The 16,598-nt window shown below is 56.1% G+C and carries 15 protein-coding genes and 7 pseudogenes; 9 read left to right on the plus strand and 13 right to left on the minus strand.

The window, feature by feature from the left end:
• Nucleotides 1-67: 67 nt before the first annotated feature.
• Nucleotides 68-877 (plus strand): annotated as a pseudogene (locus FKV68_RS22390) (3'-5' exonuclease); the annotation flags it as partial.
• A gap of 148 nt (nt 878-1,025) precedes the next feature.
• Nucleotides 1,026-1,631 carry a hypothetical protein gene (locus FKV68_RS22395; RefSeq protein ID WP_180942166.1) on the plus strand — a complete coding sequence of 202 codons (606 nt, stop codon included), beginning with the start codon at nt 1,026-1,028 and terminating at the stop codon, nt 1,629-1,631.
• Between the two features lie 148 nt (nt 1,632-1,779).
• On the opposite strand, the gene FKV68_RS22400 is transcribed toward FKV68_RS22395, so the two are convergent.
• On the minus strand, nt 1,780-1,989 hold the full coding sequence (locus tag FKV68_RS22400; RefSeq protein ID WP_180942167.1) for a hypothetical protein: 210 nt from the start codon (nt 1,987-1,989) through the stop codon (nt 1,780-1,782).
• 739 nt (nt 1,990-2,728) lie between these two features.
• On the opposite strand from FKV68_RS22400, the gene FKV68_RS22405 reads away from it, so the two are divergent.
• Together FKV68_RS22405 and FKV68_RS33825 are read left to right on the plus strand one after the other, a co-directional pair.
• Entirely contained in the window at nt 2,729-3,193 is a 465-nt protein-coding gene (locus FKV68_RS22405) for a transposase (protein ID WP_180942168.1), read from the plus strand.
• Between the two features lie 90 nt (nt 3,194-3,283).
• Nucleotides 3,284-3,819, plus strand: a pseudogene (locus FKV68_RS33825) (DUF4158 domain-containing protein); the annotation flags it as partial.
• 4 nt (nt 3,820-3,823) lie between these two features.
• Here the strand turns inward: FKV68_RS33825 and FKV68_RS22415 are convergent.
• Nucleotides 3,824-4,029, minus strand: a pseudogene (locus FKV68_RS22415) (hypothetical protein); the annotation flags it as partial.
• 35 nt (nt 4,030-4,064) lie between these two features.
• Nucleotides 4,065-4,664, minus strand: a complete 600-nt coding sequence (locus tag FKV68_RS22420; RefSeq protein WP_180942169.1) for a LabA-like NYN domain-containing protein — start codon at nt 4,662-4,664, stop codon at nt 4,065-4,067.
• Between the two features lie 281 nt (nt 4,665-4,945).
• On the opposite strand from FKV68_RS22420, the gene FKV68_RS22425 reads away from it, so the two are divergent.
• A complete protein-coding gene (locus tag FKV68_RS22425) occupies nt 4,946-5,263 on the plus strand; it encodes a hypothetical protein (protein WP_180942170.1) in 318 nt (105 codons plus the stop codon).
• A 177-nt stretch (nt 5,264-5,440) separates the two neighbouring features.
• Complete coding sequence (locus FKV68_RS22430) at nt 5,441-5,638, plus strand: hypothetical protein (protein ID WP_180942171.1); 198 nt, start codon at nt 5,441-5,443, stop codon at nt 5,636-5,638.
• Between the two features lie 268 nt (nt 5,639-5,906).
• On the opposite strand, the gene FKV68_RS22435 is transcribed toward FKV68_RS22430, so the two are convergent.
• Complete coding sequence (locus FKV68_RS22435; protein WP_180942172.1) at nt 5,907-6,785, minus strand: aldose epimerase family protein; 879 nt, start codon at nt 6,783-6,785, stop codon at nt 5,907-5,909.
• Between the two features lie 97 nt (nt 6,786-6,882).
• A pseudogene (locus FKV68_RS22440) lies at nt 6,883-7,106 on the minus strand (methyl-accepting chemotaxis protein); the annotation flags it as partial.
• Here FKV68_RS22440 and FKV68_RS33295 point away from each other — a divergent pair.
• Both FKV68_RS33295 and FKV68_RS33300 read left to right on the plus strand, forming a co-directional pair.
• Nucleotides 7,104-7,447: pseudogene (locus tag FKV68_RS33295) on the plus strand (hypothetical protein); the annotation flags it as partial. The pseudogenes FKV68_RS22440 and FKV68_RS33295 overlap by 3 nt on opposite strands.
• Nucleotides 7,448-7,450: 3 nt before the next feature.
• A pseudogene (locus FKV68_RS33300) lies at nt 7,451-8,267 on the plus strand (KUP/HAK/KT family potassium transporter); the annotation flags it as partial.
• 299 nt (nt 8,268-8,566) lie between these two features.
• On the opposite strand, the gene FKV68_RS22450 reads toward FKV68_RS33300, so the two are convergent.
• Both FKV68_RS22450 and FKV68_RS22455 read right to left on the minus strand, forming a co-directional pair.
• Complete coding sequence (locus tag FKV68_RS22450; RefSeq protein WP_180942173.1) at nt 8,567-9,424, minus strand: sterol desaturase family protein; 858 nt, start codon at nt 9,422-9,424, stop codon at nt 8,567-8,569.
• Between the two features lie 497 nt (nt 9,425-9,921).
• Nucleotides 9,922-10,197, minus strand: coding sequence for a hypothetical protein (locus FKV68_RS22455; protein ID WP_180942174.1), 276 nt, complete (start codon nt 10,195-10,197; stop codon nt 9,922-9,924).
• 529 nt (nt 10,198-10,726) lie between these two features.
• On the opposite strand from FKV68_RS22455, the gene FKV68_RS22460 reads away from it, so the two are divergent.
• The gene (locus FKV68_RS22460) at nt 10,727-11,500 is read left to right on the plus strand and encodes a helix-turn-helix transcriptional regulator (RefSeq protein ID WP_180942175.1); all 774 of its coding nucleotides are present in this window, start codon (nt 10,727-10,729) and stop codon (nt 11,498-11,500) included.
• 105 nt (nt 11,501-11,605) lie between these two features.
• Here the strand turns inward: FKV68_RS22460 and FKV68_RS22465 are convergent.
• From FKV68_RS22465 to FKV68_RS22490, 6 genes and pseudogenes are all read right to left on the minus strand, one after another.
• Nucleotides 11,606-12,029 (minus strand): annotated as a pseudogene (locus tag FKV68_RS22465) (GSU2403 family nucleotidyltransferase fold protein); the annotation flags it as partial.
• A gap of 990 nt (nt 12,030-13,019) precedes the next feature.
• Nucleotides 13,020-13,262, minus strand: coding sequence for a hypothetical protein (locus tag FKV68_RS22470; RefSeq protein ID WP_180942176.1), 243 nt, complete (start codon nt 13,260-13,262; stop codon nt 13,020-13,022).
• Between the two features lie 92 nt (nt 13,263-13,354).
• Nucleotides 13,355-13,816 (minus strand): hypothetical protein, encoded by a 462-nt coding sequence (locus tag FKV68_RS22475; RefSeq protein ID WP_180942177.1) that lies wholly within the window; start codon nt 13,814-13,816, stop codon nt 13,355-13,357.
• 41 nt (nt 13,817-13,857) lie between these two features.
• Nucleotides 13,858-14,268 (minus strand): glutamate acetyltransferase, encoded by a 411-nt coding sequence (locus FKV68_RS22480; RefSeq protein ID WP_246452679.1) that lies wholly within the window; start codon nt 14,266-14,268, stop codon nt 13,858-13,860.
• A 306-nt stretch (nt 14,269-14,574) separates the two neighbouring features.
• Nucleotides 14,575-15,450 carry a hypothetical protein gene (locus FKV68_RS22485; RefSeq protein ID WP_180942179.1) on the minus strand — a complete coding sequence of 292 codons (876 nt, stop codon included), beginning with the start codon at nt 15,448-15,450 and terminating at the stop codon, nt 14,575-14,577.
• A gap of 135 nt (nt 15,451-15,585) precedes the next feature.
• On the minus strand, nt 15,586-16,305 hold the full coding sequence (locus tag FKV68_RS22490; RefSeq protein WP_246452681.1) for a helix-turn-helix domain-containing protein: 720 nt from the start codon (nt 16,303-16,305) through the stop codon (nt 15,586-15,588).
• Nucleotides 16,306-16,598 lie beyond the last annotated feature (293 nt).

Raw genomic sequence — 16,598 nt, forward strand, 5'->3', positions numbered from 1 at the left:
CATGATCCGCGCCCTACGGTGCGCCGAAGCCCGAGGACACTGCAGGCCAATGGCATCTCAGCTAGACATGTTTCCCTCGCCGCGTGAACCTGGCGATGACGTTGTTGTGAAGCTGCCACCGCCCCTGAGGCTGCGGGAGCGGAGGCGACACGATGACGAGAGCATGGCCCGGCATCTGGAGGAGAGCGGCAGCTATCGCGTGCTTCGCAAGCTTGTCGGCCGCCAGATCGTCGATACGCCGCGACAGGGATTTCCTCGCGTGGGAGTGATCGTTGACACCGAGACGACGGGCCTCGACCATAGCAAGGACGAGATCATCGAAATCGGCGCAGTCGCGTTTACTTTTAACGACGAGGGTCATATCGGTGACGTCACGGCTGTTTATGGCGGCCTGCAGCAGCCGACTGTCCCGATCCCCCCTGAAATCACCCGCCTCACAGGAATCACGGACGCGATGGTCGCCGGGCAGATGATCGATGTCGGTTCGCTTCGAACGCTGCTCGACCCGGCCGATCTCGTGAGCGCCCATAATGCCGGTTTCGATCGTCCGTTCTGCGAGGCGTTCTCAAGCATGTTTTCCGGCAAGGCATGGGCCTGTTCCGTCAAGGAAGTGGATTGGGCGATGCGCGGTTTCGAGGGCACCAAGCTCGGCTATCTGATTGGTCAAAGTGGCTACTTCCACGATGGCCATCGCGCCGTCGACGACTGTTTTGCTCTGCTCGAGGTGCTCGCCGGCGCCGACGGGGTGACGGAGCCGAGCGCTTTTGCGGAACTTCTGAAGACAAGTCAGCGCTCGCGCGTGCGCATCTTCGCCGAGCACAGCCCGTTCGACATGAAAGATCATCTGAAGGCTCGGGGATACCGCTGGTCGGATGGCAAGGCATGATGGGAATGGCCTGGGGGCGCAGGCCTTGGCATTCAGGTTGCGCAGGCTCATTACCGCGATGGTGGTGCCGTCTCGAAAGGCGTGAGGAAGCAACAGCTGCAGCAGGATCACAGTTCTCATTGCTCAAGGTTGGAACACTATGAAATCACCGTGGAAATTCCTTGTCCAATTGACGTCGCGGCGACCATCGGCGACAGCGCAAGAGAATTCGATCAGGAATGACAGCGATCCCAAGGCTCTCGAGAGCGAACTGGAACATGCGTCCGCACTTCCGCCCAATTCGACGATAGCTGCCAGCCCACCTGCTCACGATGAGGGCGCCTCGGTTGATCAAGGGTCGGTCGCATCGGATAAGGCGAAAGGCGATGACGATGTCGCGCTGGCATTAAAACCGCCGATCGATGCTGACGAGGCTCAAACGCCTGCGCCGAATGAAGGCGACCATTCGGGTGCCGAAGCGAAGTCGTTGGTTCTGAAAAGCGTGGCCAGCACAAAATCGCAAAGCAAACCGCGGAACAAGCGTCGAGAACTTAGGAAGAGAGTCAACGCCCACCTGGATGCGCAGAGCGCTGTCGCGCCAAACGATGATCAAAGCGTGCAACCCTCGTGTTCACGAGACTTGTTCTTCAATGAAGTGGCAAGGCTCGACGAAGAAATCAAGATGCTGAGGACCCAACTCGCACAAAAGGTTCATCTGCAGAATGTTCAGCTTAAGCAGATGCTTGAGCGATTCGACGTTTCGTGAGTCTGGCGGCGCTCCCTATATTTAGTGGGGCACTTGCATCATTGCACGGCAACGCCCTCACCAAAATGAATGAGTTCGAGAGCCTGCTGAGCAGGCGGCCATCAAGCGAACGCGATAAGCGTGTATTCGCCGTTTCGCGCGATGCTCCTCAGGACAGCCCAGCGACGATACTCAAGCCCAGGTTGTCGCGAATCCCTGCTTGATAGGCGTTGATCAGCTTTGCGGCGAGCGCTTCAGCTTCTTCAGACTTGCGTGACAAAGCTCGTCTTTGCAGCTCGTCTTGGAAGGCCTTTGTGATCATCTCCAACTCGTCAGGCCCAATTGGATCGAAACTCAAGGTTTGACCTGAATTCATCATTCCCTACCTCAGCCACCCGATGCGACAGAAGACCATTTTGTGCCCTGTGTTTCAGCCCGATTTGAAAAGGTGCAGCTTCGCTGGAGATCTATCGAAGGCGAGCCGTCCTTACGGCTGGATTATCGGTGTCGGTCCACTCTAGTGCCGCAATGGCGGAGCCGAACAGGAGAGCAGGTATAGCCAAGGCTCCCATGAACCTGAGCATTTGGAGCCGACGTGTGCGCTTTCCATCCCAATCGTAAGCCATTTGCCCTCAAAAGCTACTCGGAAACAGTACGTCAGGATAGAACCAGAGAACGACTTTCCGGTCGAGTCTATTTTCAAGTATTACTTTTCAACCAATTTCATCGGCGGGATCTATATTGCACGTCCAACTGACACGGTAGAAGACTAGAAGTAGAGGTAGTCAAGCAATTGAAGCATGACGATCGCCTTGGCCGGGACGGGCGGGCGTGGTCTATAGAAGGCGCTGGCCTGCGGCATCATACTGCGATGCCGTTCGCGCTCGCGCCGAATCGGCGCCAACATGTACGGGTCGCCACGATCGTCAATTGGGGGACCGTGGTAAGCAGGGCGCCGTTTATTTGAGGTGAGAGCTGGGAGCCTTTCACGCCGTCGATGGTAAGGCTCCAGGCACAAGCCCAACATCAACTATCCGTAAAGCAGGACTCTAATGGTTGTGTTGACTCTGTGGTGCACTCAGCAGAAAACAGGCGATGACTAAAGGAGGGAATTGCTGATGGCTGACGAGAGTAATACGGGATCAGTTGCTGCGGCTGTAGCGACGGACGCAGAAATGAAAGCACCAACGGCTAAGAAGCGGAGGTTGTCACGGCCTCAGAAGGCGGCTGCCGAACCGGTGCAAGCTTCATCAAAGGCGTCGGCCGCTAAACCCAGGAGGTATAGCGAGCAAGAGAAGAGCGAGAAGCTTAAGCTGATCGAGGCGCGAGTCGCCGAAGGAAAAAGCACGCTCAAGGACGCCATCAAGAGCGCCGGTATATCGGAGCAAACCTACTATCATTGGAAAGGTGCAACGAAGCCTGTCGAGCTAAAGGACACCAAGGGCACCAAGCCCGTACCGGCCGGCGATGAGTTGGCAGATCTTGTCCAGCTCGAAGAGGAAAACCAGAGGCTCCGCAAGCTTCTGGCGGAGAAGTTGCGCTCGGAAAATGCCGAACTGCGCAAGAGGCTCGGTCTGAAATAGCCAAGACTGGGAATGCGCGGGGCGACAGTTCTTCCGCGTCCTCCGTTGGACACCCCCGTAAGTGCAAGAGATTTTTCCAGGCGCGGACACCTGTCCGGCGTTTTGTTGCGACCATCCGCCCTGCGGACCGACGACGAGACCCTGGTCCGGTACTGGAGCCTCGATGATGACGACCGTCGGCTTATCGAAACGCGCCGGCGTGACGACACACGTCTGGGTCTGGCGCTCCAGCTCTGCGTGCTTCGTTACGCCAGCCGTCTGCTCCAACGTGGGGAGGTCATCCCGGGAGGGTCGCTAGGATTTTTTCGGCCGAGCAGTTTGGGATCGATCCCGAGGTGCTTGCGAATTTCGGACAGCGCGCGCCCACGCGATATGAGCAGCTGGCCGTCCTGCGGCAACACTACCTCTTCACCGAACTGTCTCATCCACTGCGCGCCGATTTGCTTGCTTTCGCTCGCGGGTGGCGTGGCCTCGACGAAAGACAAGGTTGTTACCGCTTGCCCACGAGATGCGCCGGCGGCGAATCGACATCCGGCATTACTGCTCGAACGGTTGGCTGCCAGGCATACACCGAGGCCGAGGAAGCCTTGTTCGCCGATGTTACCGGAAGACTGACGCCGGAGCTTTCGGATCCGAGGTAGGCCGTCCTGTCTGAAGATGCTCGAACAGGGAGCTGAAGCCCGTCATCCGATCGATGTCGGCCACAATTCCGTCAACCGTATCGGCGGCATGGTGGTCGCCACGCGTTTTGCGAATGCGACCGCGGCTTCGGTCTCGGCGGTTCTGATCGCAGGGACTCGCAAGCCTTTCGCGCCAATGCGGGTGCCGCCCTCGCCGCGCAGGCGGCAGAACTGCTCGCAGTATCCACACGTCAGCTCCGCGATCTGACAAACGCCGGCTTGCTGTCCTTCGTGATGTCGTGGGCTGGTGCCGCATGTCTGGCATCGGCGTGACGATCAATCTCGCTTCGCAGCGTCGCAAGTTCGATGAAGTGGTCCGCTTGACGACGAAGTTCGTCCGCGGCCATAGGCGGCTGAGTGGCTAAGGTGGAAACCACCGAAACCTTGCGTCCCCTGCGCTGCAATGCTTCTACAAGTCTTGTGAAATCTCCGTCGCCAGAGAAGATGATCAGGTGATCCGCAACCTGGCTTTGTTCTAGCGCGTCGATCGTCAGTTCAAGGTCCATGTTGCCCTTGATCTTGCGCCGGCCGAGGGAGTCGGTGAACTCCTTCGCCGCTTTCGTGATGACGGTGTAGCCGTTATAGTCGAGCCAGTCGACCAAGGGACGCATCGAGGAAAACTCCGCATCGTCTATGAGAGCCGTGTAATAATAGGCCCGCACAACATACGCCCGCTTTTGAAATGCACTCAGTAATTTGCGGTAATCGACATCAAAGCCCAAGCCCTTCGATGCAGCGTAGAGATTGGCGCCATCGATGAATAGAGCGATTTTCTCTCGGGAATCGAACATCTCGGCTCCGTAAACCCTAAGCCTCAGTTCTCCAGCCAGTGTACGCGACGTTGGACATCCTTTGCGGGAAATATGGTCACACGTCTATCGGTGAAATTGAGGGGTATGCGTGCATACACCGTCTCGGACTGCACAGGAGTATCTAATCCACGAATCCACCACTTAATTCATCGTGGAATTGATCCGAGCCGCCAACGAAGCGGACAAGCTGACCACTGCGGGCCGGCTTGACTCGGCCGCTTGTGCTGTCACGCTTACAACCGCTGCTCATGGAGGTAAACATGACGATCGATTGGTTGGCGACGTTGGCCGAACAAGGCGAAATAGCGAAGAGTAAAGCGAGAGAGGTAGCAACTCTCGTGGTCAAGCCAGAGCTCCCCATAGAAGTGGCGAGCCAACTCTACCGTGATGTCGAGAAAGGTGCCCAAGCCTTCGATCGGATCTTGTCCGACATGGAAGACGCTGACGTGGAGGACACCATCCTCGAAGCGGCTGACACTCTTGCAGACTTGTGGAGTCGGCTTTCGGTCGCCTCGGCTAACAAGATTCGCGAACTGCAGGGGCTTCCGCCGATAACGATGCCGGAGAGCGACGACTAGGCCGCCGTACTTCCCCGCATCTTTTGAACCAACAGGATGCGAACCTTCCCGCCACCGCGCGGGCTTTTTCGTGGTGCCGTTGACCAAGGCAAACCGTTCCGCAAGGTGAGAATACTGACCGGCCAATCTTGCCTACTGCTCGTGAGATGCCAATCTAAGCGAGGGGGAAGAGATGACATGGCGACAAGCAAGGAACACATCGATAACCTGCTGAGATTGCGCCAGGGATTGGTCGAGCGTCGACGCGCGGTTGCCGGTAATGGAGAGCCAAGGGAAATCGTCGCAACTGCAAAGGGAGTCATTGAATTTCAGATGAGCATCGAGGCGATCGATCGAGCCATAGATGACGAAAAAGGCTGTAAGGGGCTTCAGTAGCGCCGTCGGCATCGCGATCGCGAGACCCGGCTGCTCGCCATCGCCCAAGGGCTGATAGCGGCCGCCGAGATCGACCTAGGACCAATCGACATTCAGGATTCCCAAATCAGTTGATCACTGATTCATAGGGTACCCGCCGGGCTATTTATTTCTCCGTGTGACATTCGCGTAATTGTTATTTCGCTCTTTGGCAGCGGACAAGCTGGGCCAAAATAGAGGAGTGAAAGCAGCGCCGCTGACATGCCCGATAGTGCAAGTCTTTTTACGACTAGTATTCATGTTGTAAAAACTCAAATCTTACCTGGAATTGATGCTCATTGCCTGGAGCGAGATTGATATTATATTCACGCTCGTCAAATGGAATGCGTCTGCCCTCTATGTCACCGTGGCCCGTACATGGTTCTAACGCCAGAAAGTCCTGCTGTGGAAGAGACCACACAACCCAGTGACGTGCATCTGGCGCATCAATTCCAATTGTAACCTTCTCTCCAACAAGCGACAGCCTTTTGCTATTCGCATTCAAAAAACAAAGGGCCTCATTTTGGAAAAGGCTTTCATTTAGATGAAGGTAACGTCCGTGGAATGAGATTTTCCGTTGATTACCTTGAATTAGCCCTTGGGGAGATATGCACGGGACGAGAGGGGATTCCGATTTCTCGAATTGCAGCCGCCAGCTATCTTTGTGCGGAGACAGTAACGGCCATCTAAATCCGGGATGTATTCCGATGGAATACGGCAAGAACGCACGATCCGACCTGTTTTTTACGGAAATCTCAATGTTCAATTGCCTATCTAAAATTTTATACCTAATCCTAAAACGGAAATAAAATGGAAACATTGTTTTTGTGAATTCATCGTCAGATGCTTCTAACGTCACTTCAGTTTCTGATTTGGAAACCACCGAAAATTCCTGCATGCTGATAAAGCCGTGAACAGGCATCGGATAATATTGCCCTTTTATTTCGACACGTGAAGACTCACTCCATCCGCATGACGGGAACATCAGGGGACAGGTTTGGTTCCAACCTGGGGAGTCTCGCGGCCAAAGGAGGTCGTTTGCACCGACCTGCCACCCAATTAGTTCCGCTCCTTTTCGATTGACAATTGCCCGTGCAATACCAGAACGAATAACGACAGCATCATCCATGAAATGTTGTCACCTTAGAACCTTTAGAACCGGCAGCTAGGCGGTCTTTGCCCTCTGCAATCGTCGCGCGACCAGATTAAAGTACTGTTTTTTGAGCGTTGAGGACCAGCTTCACACCATTCGGTTCTTCCGCAGATAATTGCAAGATCATGCCCTTGATCTCTTTTGCAGCACCGGCCGAGCGTTGGGCCAATTCACGAACCTCCTCAGCGACAACCGCAAAGCGCTTCCCTTCTTGCCGGCACGCGGTGCCTCTACGCCCGCATTGAGCGCGAGAAGGGTGGTTTGATAGGCGATTTCTTCAATGACTCCGATGATATTGACGCCGCACTGATTGCGTATCGGACCCGCGCCGTTTCGCCTGAGGACGAGATCTGCACCTTCGTGATTTTGCGGCGCGGCGCGCCGGCTTCGGCGAGCATCTGCTCTCGCAGCTGAACGGCACAAACATCTCATCATCGGCAATAACGATCCGCGCAAAACCACCGGCGCATACGCCTGGTCCAGCGTTCAGCATAATGCTGAACTGACGCTAGCCGGACATTTTTCTCATCCTCCGCCACTATCCATTCCGCACCTGGAACCAGATGGGGAAAAAATCGATCAATCTCCGTGGTCATTCGCATGGACGGCTGAAACCGATGCCGCGACAGTTCGATGTAGCGTCGACCATCTCCGTAGCCGTGCTACCGCTTGCAGTGCAGTCCCGCGGCACAGGCGCTGTCTCCAGCTTCTTCGGCCCAATTACTCTCGCGTGGTTTCTGGTGATGGAAGCGGCCGGTGTCGTCCATATCGGTGGTGACTTGCCCATCCTCCCTTCTTTCAATCCTGTTTACGCTGTTACCTTCTTGTAGAATGCCGGGCCCATTGGCTTCATCGTGCCCGGCGCCATCTTCCTCGCGGTGACCGGCGCCGAGTCGCTTTATGCGGATCTCGGCACTTGGGGCGCCAGCCGATCCAGGCGGCCTGCTTTGCAATCGTATTTGAGGCGCCGACCTTGAACTATCTCGGACAGGGCGCGATGGTGCTGTGGCATCCCGGTGCCATTTCGGATCCGTTTTTTCTTGACGTTCCCGAAATGGGCGCTGCTGCTGGTGGTGATCCTCGCCACTGACGCAACAATCATCGCCAGCCAGTCGGTGATCACCGGAGCGTTTTCACTCGTCCGGCAAGCGATCCATCTTGGATTCCTGCCAAGATTCGAGATCTGTTACACCTCGGAAACACTAATGGGACAGATCTATCTGCCCTTGCACTCCTCACTGGCGTCCTTGTGCTCAATGTTTGTGTTCGGTAGCTCCGAATCCCTTGCCCCGGCTTATGGTGTATCGATCATCGGCGGCATGGTGATCGATACAGTTCTCGCTTTCGCATTCCTCCGATATCTGTCGAACTAGCCCGTCTTCGCGGCGACTGCATTCCTGCTTCCTCTGTTCTTGCTCGGTTTTTCTCGGCGCCAATTTGTTTAAGCTCCACCATGGGGCTGCGTTCGGTCAGGAGAACGGCCTATATGGCTGCGTCAGTCCTATAGTCTCTGAATCTGCGGCGACCAGCCGCGCGAGATGTGGCACGCCTAACAGTATCTTTAAGGTCTTGATAACGTCGGCCGCTTCGACAAGGACGTCCCTGACCTTTTCCGCGCTATGGGCGGGTAACTGGCACGACCTGATGCTATTGCAACGCGCAGGCTTGTCCGGCGTTTGTGGGAACTGCTCCTTATGGAGTGCTTGTTTTGATGATTTTGCCACCCAATCAGATTCGAGGTGTAAATCTCCGCTCGTTCAATCCCTAGCCTCTACAGCACTTCCGACTTTACCTCTACGCCAACGACGTCGATCGAATGGGAACATAATGTAATCGCGCACGGTGAGCGGCTCCGGCTGGTTTCGGAGGCCAACTTCCGGCCACTCGTTCTTTTTTGGCCAATATGCCGTTAGAAAAACCGTGTCCCAGATGGTTGTAAAGAAACCATAGTTTCGGTGCCGGTGATGCGGTTCCATCGAGTGGTGAATGCGGTGGAACTTATTGTCGCCAATGATATATCGCAGCGGCCCAAGATTGATGCGGGTGCTAGAGTGTGAAAGATGACCCTGAAAGGTAATCAGTGTCATGGCAATAACGGGCACTACGCCAGATTCGAAGTGGATCAGCGCGAGTGGCAGCGCTACTAACGCTGCGTAAATGAGGGGCTCGGTAACGTGATGGTTGCAATTCCATGCCGTCAACTCGCGGATCGAGTGGTGAGTGGCGTGCAGGCGCCAGAGGAATGGAACAGCATGCTGAGCGCGGTGCATCCAGTAGTAAAAGAAGTCGCCGGCAATCGCGACTAAAACCCCTGAGAGGACGGCCAATCCATTGTTTATGATTGCGTTGTCAGAGTGAAGCAACGAACCGAAATCGATCGTTACGAGCGGCTTTATCCCTAACCAGCCCAAACTCACAGCGAAGAGGTGCCAGATCAACGCACCCAATCCGAGGCGAATAATCCAATTCCGCACGCCGCGCACGTATGAGGCGAGACTGTATTGATAAGCCGGAAAGGTTAGCTCCAGCGCGGCGCAAAAGGTGGCGAAGATCACAACCAGCTCAAGCGATTTCATGAAGGACTGGGTCATCTGATTAACATCGAGAACGTGCATTTGTTTGCTCCGGCGAATCGTTAAAATGCGCCAACCTCAGGTCGGAGTGACTCTCATCACCGCGGCCGTCTTCGTCGCGAGGGCGGATCCCCTAGTTATGAATCTCCAGCGCGCCCGACAAATTCGGGTCGGCATCCGGATCGATATCCGCGCAGAAAACACGAATCGCATATAGGCACGTCGTGCAAACTCCCTTTTACTGCGCATCCAAACGGTGATAATTCCGCCAGCACCGCGTGAACGTGCTATGCGGCATTCTCGCAGATTGGTAAAATCGATTGTTTGGATAAGACCAATCCATGCCACAAATGGGGAGGGGGGACGAGTCCGGTCGACGAGGTGGCTGGCGCGAGGCGACCGACCATGCCTCAGTATGTTGAGGCGGCGACTTCCAATGGCGGCAGAGCCTTGTAATGCCCAGCGATGTAGCGAACGGATGTGCCTTGAGCTGATCACGCCTTTCGACGAGCGTTCGGCCCCCTGGCCAGACGCGCTGGTTAGTTGTTTGATCGTCTCGCCAAGCTTGAGGGTGAACGGCTCGCTCTGATAGGTGCTGCGTGCTCCAGGCCGACCGCCGTAACTTCTACGACCGCATCGAACTTCTCATTTCCCTCGAGAATCCTCAAAGTCGTCCACGTGATCGCCACCTGCTGCGTCTTGTGATCGCGGTGGAGCGCGATCCGCTCCGCGAGCATGTCTTCGCCGGCAATCGCCGAAATTCGATAGTCGGTACCGGCGGTGGCGAGATCTTCGGCGTCGCTAGGCAAGCGCACGGTCAGTTGCGCGCGATCCTGAACTCACGACCTTGTAGTTTGGCGCGGGATGCCGTCTGCCTCCTTTCAAGGCCAGGGATAAACAGGCGACTTCTCGAAACGCGGCGATTATAGGCCGGTCTACCGATCGTCCAAAATAGGCTCGAATTTACCCGTTGCCGCAGGTCTCAGCCCAGCGCTCGGACCTGTTTGACTTGCCTGTCAAAGAAGCATCGCTCCTCAGGCACTATACCCCCGTTGGCGACGATCTGAGCTAGTCCATTTTGAGTAGAAATGAACGGCGCGATAACTATCGGGACTGCGCGGTAATGACATTGGCGCTTGATGGTCGTAGCGATAAACATAAATTAGCGCCAAGTATTGAGCGAACACCTTAGCTGAACGTACTTAATTTTAGTATGCCGCCACTAGAATACTATCGTAATGAAGGATGTTTCACGAATAGTTCGCAATTTTCTCAGGCGAATTTTAACGCACTCAGGTAGCGACTCAGAAGCCGAAAGATATAGCCAATACGAAGGAGGCATAAATGTACCGCACGAGTTCGCCCCTGAGCAATTTTGCAGATAACGACAAGGTGTCGCCGAAGAAAAGCAAGATTGTAGTGCTCGCTAAGACCGACCTGTTCGCCGAATGTTTGACGCAGGCGATCAGCGTGCGTTTTCAGGATCGGGACGTCGTAAGCCTTTCCAGCGCCGAGCGTCTCTTGGACGGCAAACTTATCAACGTAAGCCTGATCGTGCTCTACGGTCTGCCCGCGGCAGCATTTCCATCGATCATGAGGATGATCCACGAGTTCCATCCGAAGGCCGGTGTCGCCCTGATGGTGCAGGATGCGGAGGAGCTCGACTCGTCGATCGCGGGAGTTGTCGAGGAAGGGTTGGTTCACGGCGTGCTGCCGCTGAACCTCAATCTCGACGTATGCCTTACCGCCATTGATCTGTTGATGAAGGGCGGCGAGTATTTTCCCGCCGCGTTGCTTCGCCGCCTGGCGCCGAGAGCGCTCTCAGGCGGCGGCCTTGTTGAGCAAAACCAGGCGTCTTCGGAAGCCATCGATCTGGAACCCAAAACCGGCTTTGGCCAAGGCCTCCTGACGACGCGCGAAATCCAGATTCTCGATCTCATCTGCATGGGCACACAGAACAAGATCATCGCCGATCGTCTCGGGCTTTCCGAAAACACCGTCAAGGTGCACGTCCGCAACCTCTACAAGAAAATGAACGTGCGCAACCGGACGGAGGCGGCGTCGCGCTACTTCCGGAGCGACGCTGATCTGGCCTCGCTCCGCGCATCATCACGCTGACGGAACTGACCGAAGTGGCGGCTTGATTGTCGTGGAGCCGCGCGCCGTATCAGTCGGCCGTGAGCAACAGAGGAATTTGGCTGCGCTTGCAGCAACAGCCTCGGGGCGGACACCCAGAAGGCCGGAATAGGCTCCGAAAGCGAGCGTGCCTACAAGCACAGCGCGAAGCCGGAAGAGGCCTGCAGCCGCCAGAGCTTCGACGATCACGCCTGAGCTTCGGTCGGCCGCCACCAGGCCGCCGTCCCTCGTGAGGCTGGAGACCAGACGTCGGCGTGTCCTGTAGTCGGTTTTGATGGTGGAGAAGTCCTCGACGCGTTTCGTGATCTCAGGATCTTCGACGGGGCCGACATATTTCCGCTTTTGACCGCCTTCGCCGTCTGGCTGATCGAAATACCAGTAATCGCGATCCTTGACCCTGACCTTCACAAAGCGACCAGTCGGCGGGAAGCCCAGCGTCCAGGGCGTCATCCATCGCACGCTGACTGACCTCGGCGAGCATCGTCTGGTACATCATGTCGACGGTTTTCAGCATGGATCTCGGCGTTATACTGGATTTCCAGATTTAGTATAGTAAAGCGGGGGTCCGTATCAACGCTATTATATCATAATCAAAAATCTAGTATAACTGTCGTGCTCAGACGCGCCCGCTTGGCAAGTGCATCAACCAACTCTGTTGTTGCAAGTTGAATTCTGTGTTTCCATCCTGGTTCTGCGGGCTAGCGGCAGCGCGACGCGCGGAAGCGGTCTGGCTGTGATATATTGGCCCCTCATTTCCGGCTTTGCCGTGTTGTCGCAGGCGCCTGACTCAATCCGGCCGCCGACAGCTCGTCCTTCTCATCATCCAGACGGCCATCATGCTGGTACTGATCGGCGGCTGGCGCTGAACCTGCGCGGCGCAAACAGCATGCAGCGCGAAATCGACCGGTTGGAAGCTGAGTGGAAATAAGTCGACATCCGACAACGGCGGGCGGAAAAAACCCTCGCAAGCCGATTCAGAGCGGGCAATCGCCGTCATGGACGATCGTGACGCCCCCCGCATTCACTGACGGATATCGATCCTCGGGCCCAAGGTTTGAGTGGTGACTTGTCGCACAATGTTGCCATCTGCGACATCCAGGCAGACGGCCTCGACCACATATCGATATCCCACGAGGCTCCAACGCCTGAAATCGCGGTGCAGGTCGCATCGAATAGTGATGGTGGGTACCTTCGACTGATGCCGTGCTTCGTCATCCACGCCGAGTCCACCAGAAAGACTCGCGGTATTCGTGCATACGAGAGCTTTAATTTTTTCTTCTTTAGGTCCCTTCATAGCGGACAAAATAGCCTAAATTCGAAGCCCCTGGTGCTCGCAGTTCTCAGCTGAAATGGTCGAACGCACCATGCTTACCGACGCAAATGCGTGGTCAATGAGGAGGATGTAAGCATCGAAGAGCCGCGCGGAGACAACTCCGCGCGGCCGAGGGGAATGCCGATAGGTGCCCCGGCGAAAGACGGCTAGGCGCATCAGTTGAATATTCTAATCCTGGACTTTGAACGCGGACGTCTCTCCCGAGAACGTGCAGGTGGCGGTCCAGTCCATCGCGAATGTCCCGTGTTCGGGCGTTGCCGTGATATGGTATTTGTCACCCTTCTTCGGGCGCTTCTCCGGATCGAATTTTCCGCAGGCGAAATCTTTCTCGCCGCCGCTTCCGGTTCCGTCTTTCAGCAGTTCGTTTCCGCCGTTGGCAGGCGCAACGGCGACGTTCTCCCAATTGGGCATGATTCCTACCTCCATCTGGTCTCGACTATGACGTGGATTTGCAATGAAGCGTTTCTGCCAAGGACGCTCGGCAGAAACGGTCTTGGTGCGCCCTATTTTCCGTCGCGGGCTTCGACCCAGGACCTGTCCGTCGGCGGCGGCAAGGGACCTTTGGGTTTGCCGGTCTGGCCCCAGGCGGTCATCTTCGGAAAGCTTGGTCCAATCAGCTTCTTATAGGACTGGACAAAGCTCAGGCCGCTCGCGCCCGGAGCCGCCGAAAGGCAGGCATAGACGTAGACGCCGCCGGAATACCCTTCGGGAAAGATCGTCAGGTTCTTGTTTAGATCGCGCGCGGTCAGGTAGAAGTCGTTACCCTTGCTGCCAATGACGGGCTGGCCTTCGTCCCCGAAAGCTGCGCCGTGTGCCACGATGAACAGATCCTCGGTCGAGCGAAGATCAGGAATGTCCTTGTCGAATACTTTGTACCATTCGCCGAAGACATGGTGATTGCCTTTGGCGGCGTCACGGGCAATGTCCTCGACCATGGGATCGTCAGTGCAGGCTGCAATAATCATCGGTATCCTCCATTGACTTGGATGTTGAATGGGTCTGCGGATCAGAGGGAGATGCGCAGGTAGTAGGGCTGGTCGCTCGGTGGGCCGTAGCCGCCGAAAAGCTCCGCAATCCTGGATGCTGCTTGCTTGTCCGACAGGTTCAGTGATGCCGAAAGGAAGGTCGAAGCGATGCTGAAATTCTCCGAACCTCGCCCTTCAGCCACGTTCAGGCAGGTCAGGTAGAGGTGGATCTCGGCGGGGTTGCTTTGATCCAGGATGAGGCAGTTGAATGTCGTCGGTTCCCCATACTTGCTGAGATAGGAATTGATCTGCTTCGCCAGACCGGCCGGGGCCTTACCTCCACCTGCGGCATTGGCGCAGATCGACGCAAGGGCGCCGGGCAAATCGCCAACGGGCATTGTGCGGTTCAGCGTTTGCGACGTCGTCGCGCTTTCCACCTGGCTCGGGACCATCTGCACGGCATTCTGCCATGTGCGAGGGTCCAGGTTTCGAGATGGGTCTTCAGATAGTTTTTGGATCAGGGCAGAGCAAATCCTCTCCGCTTGGAGCGGATCGCCGCTCTTGGGTCCGACCACCGAAAAAAGACCCGCAGCAGTTTTCGCGAATGGGTTCATGTCGGTTTCCTTCCGGGAACGGCAGTGAAGAGCGCCAGGCAGCGCGATAGAGTCTTCCGGATTGCTCCATCGCCTTGGCTGACGCTTTGTCCCAAGCCGAACCGTGGTTCGATGAGCTGCGTTGATCGCGATTGAGGTCCGAGCTCAGACCTGCGGCTTGATGTCGTTCTGCGGAGTCGAGCCGCCGTTGAAGAAGTTCTTGGCCTTCTTGAACTGCTCGGTGGAGTTCTTGTTCACGAGCTCCTGGAAGTTCTTATAGTCTGGGCCGTCCTTGCGGATGCGACGGGTCTGAACGATGTTGGTGATCTCGGTATAGTCCATGTCGACATTGACGTATTGTGTCGACGAGCAGGAGGATTTCAGCTCGAGGAAGTATTCCTTGAACTCGATCTGCCGCAACACGATCGCACCGTAGTCGAAATATCCGCCGGCCCCGTTATCGAGAAGATAGCTTTGATAGGTGCATGTCAGCGCCTTGTACTGCTGCGCCTTGCTGCTGGCACTGAAGGTCAGGTTGCCCATCTGCGTCAGGAAGGACTGGAAATCCGTCAGCAAAGATGCCCCGCCCGTGATGAGCGCCTTGGCAATCAAGGAGAGGAACGTGCCCGAAACGGACGTGCCGACAAATTTGTTCGAGTAGGCTTTCTGCTTCTGCGCTCCGATCGAGAGATCGGGAATGTTACCGACGACGTCCGACCAAGTGTCTATGTCGAGTTTTTTCGAGTCGATATTGGGATAGTGGGTATGCATATAGTCGTGGATGAGGCCGCCCATCGCCAGCAGATTGTCCTGGTTTTCATTCATGATGCCGCTCCACGTCGGATCATTGGTTTTCTGGCCAATGAGGTGGAACTGAACTGTGCCCTGGTCGTTGGCGATCTGCTCGTCGCTGGGGGCCTGAGCATCGGTCTTGGCCAGCATCAGAGGCTTGGCATAAAAGAAGGTGCGTGCTGCGTCGTAGCTCTTGTTCGAATAGCTCTGTTCATGTTCCTGGACATTCACTGCGGATACGCTCGGCATACTTGCCTCCTACGGTGAGATTTGAACGTTGCTCCGAGAGCCTTCGGGCTTTCCCCGTAAAACTAATGGGTGTAATAATCCCTTTGAATGCTCTCATTAGCTGTATATCAGGTTGTTTCGGTCTCCACCTTTGCCTCAGACAGGCTTTTCTCTGCGGAATGCCATTTTGCGGTAGAGGAGCGGCGGGAGGCCATGAACGGACTTGAACGCCGTCGAGAAGTTGTTGCTGTTCTCGTAACCCAGCGTTTCGGCAATCTTGCTGACGCTTTCGTTGCCGCTGCGCAAGCGCCTGGCCGCCTCGGCCATCCGATAGTGGCGTAGCCAGGTGATGGGCCCGCAGCCAAAGGAAGTTTCAAAGCGGTTAACGAGCGTTGTCCTGTTGGTGCCGACTATCCGCGCCAGCTCGCTCAACGGAATCTGCCGAGCGACGCGCTGCACCAGCAGATCACATGACTTCTGCACGAGCGGGTCGGCGGAGAAGAACAGCGCAGCAGACCGTTGCTCGATCTGAGCGACGCAGGCTCCAAGCCGGCTTACCACTTCCTGCTCTATCAGCGGCCACAGCAGGTAGTCCAAAAATCCGCTGGCGAAAACCGCGCTACGATGCAGGCCGGTTTCGGAAACGAGTGCCAGTTGCATGAGTTCGGGAGGGAGTCTTGCAGGCTGGTGCTCGTGTTGATGCGGCAGGCGGCAATCGACGATGAGGATTTGCGCCGAACGCCCCGGTCGCAACATTCGGTGATCGATCACGTCGACCCGCCGCAATGAATTTGCCATTTGCGACAGAGAATTTGCCGCTACCGGATCCGAGCCAAGATACGCAGCCAAAAAGGAAGCATGCACCTCGAAGAGCACCTTGAGAATGTGGCCTGCCGAAAGCTTGACCCAGGGCTGATTGGACGGTTGGGGGACGCGGGAGCCCCGGCTTGCATGGAGGGTTTGAGCGCAGGAATCTTTGCAATCAACGCGTCTTGGATGGAAGAAAATATCAACCGTTGGGTGAACAAACCAATACCCTACTTCCGCGACTGTCTCGGCGAGGAGACCCGATCCCGGTCGGACGACTCGCCGGGGCGGTAGCAATGGGCACAAGGGCAGCGGCAGCGCTGAGCACGCGGAAGCCGATCTCACGAGCACAAGAGGGAGGC

Source organism: Sinorhizobium mexicanum, from assembly GCF_013488225.1.
Taxonomy (GTDB): Bacteria; Pseudomonadota; Alphaproteobacteria; order Rhizobiales; family Rhizobiaceae; genus Sinorhizobium; species Sinorhizobium mexicanum.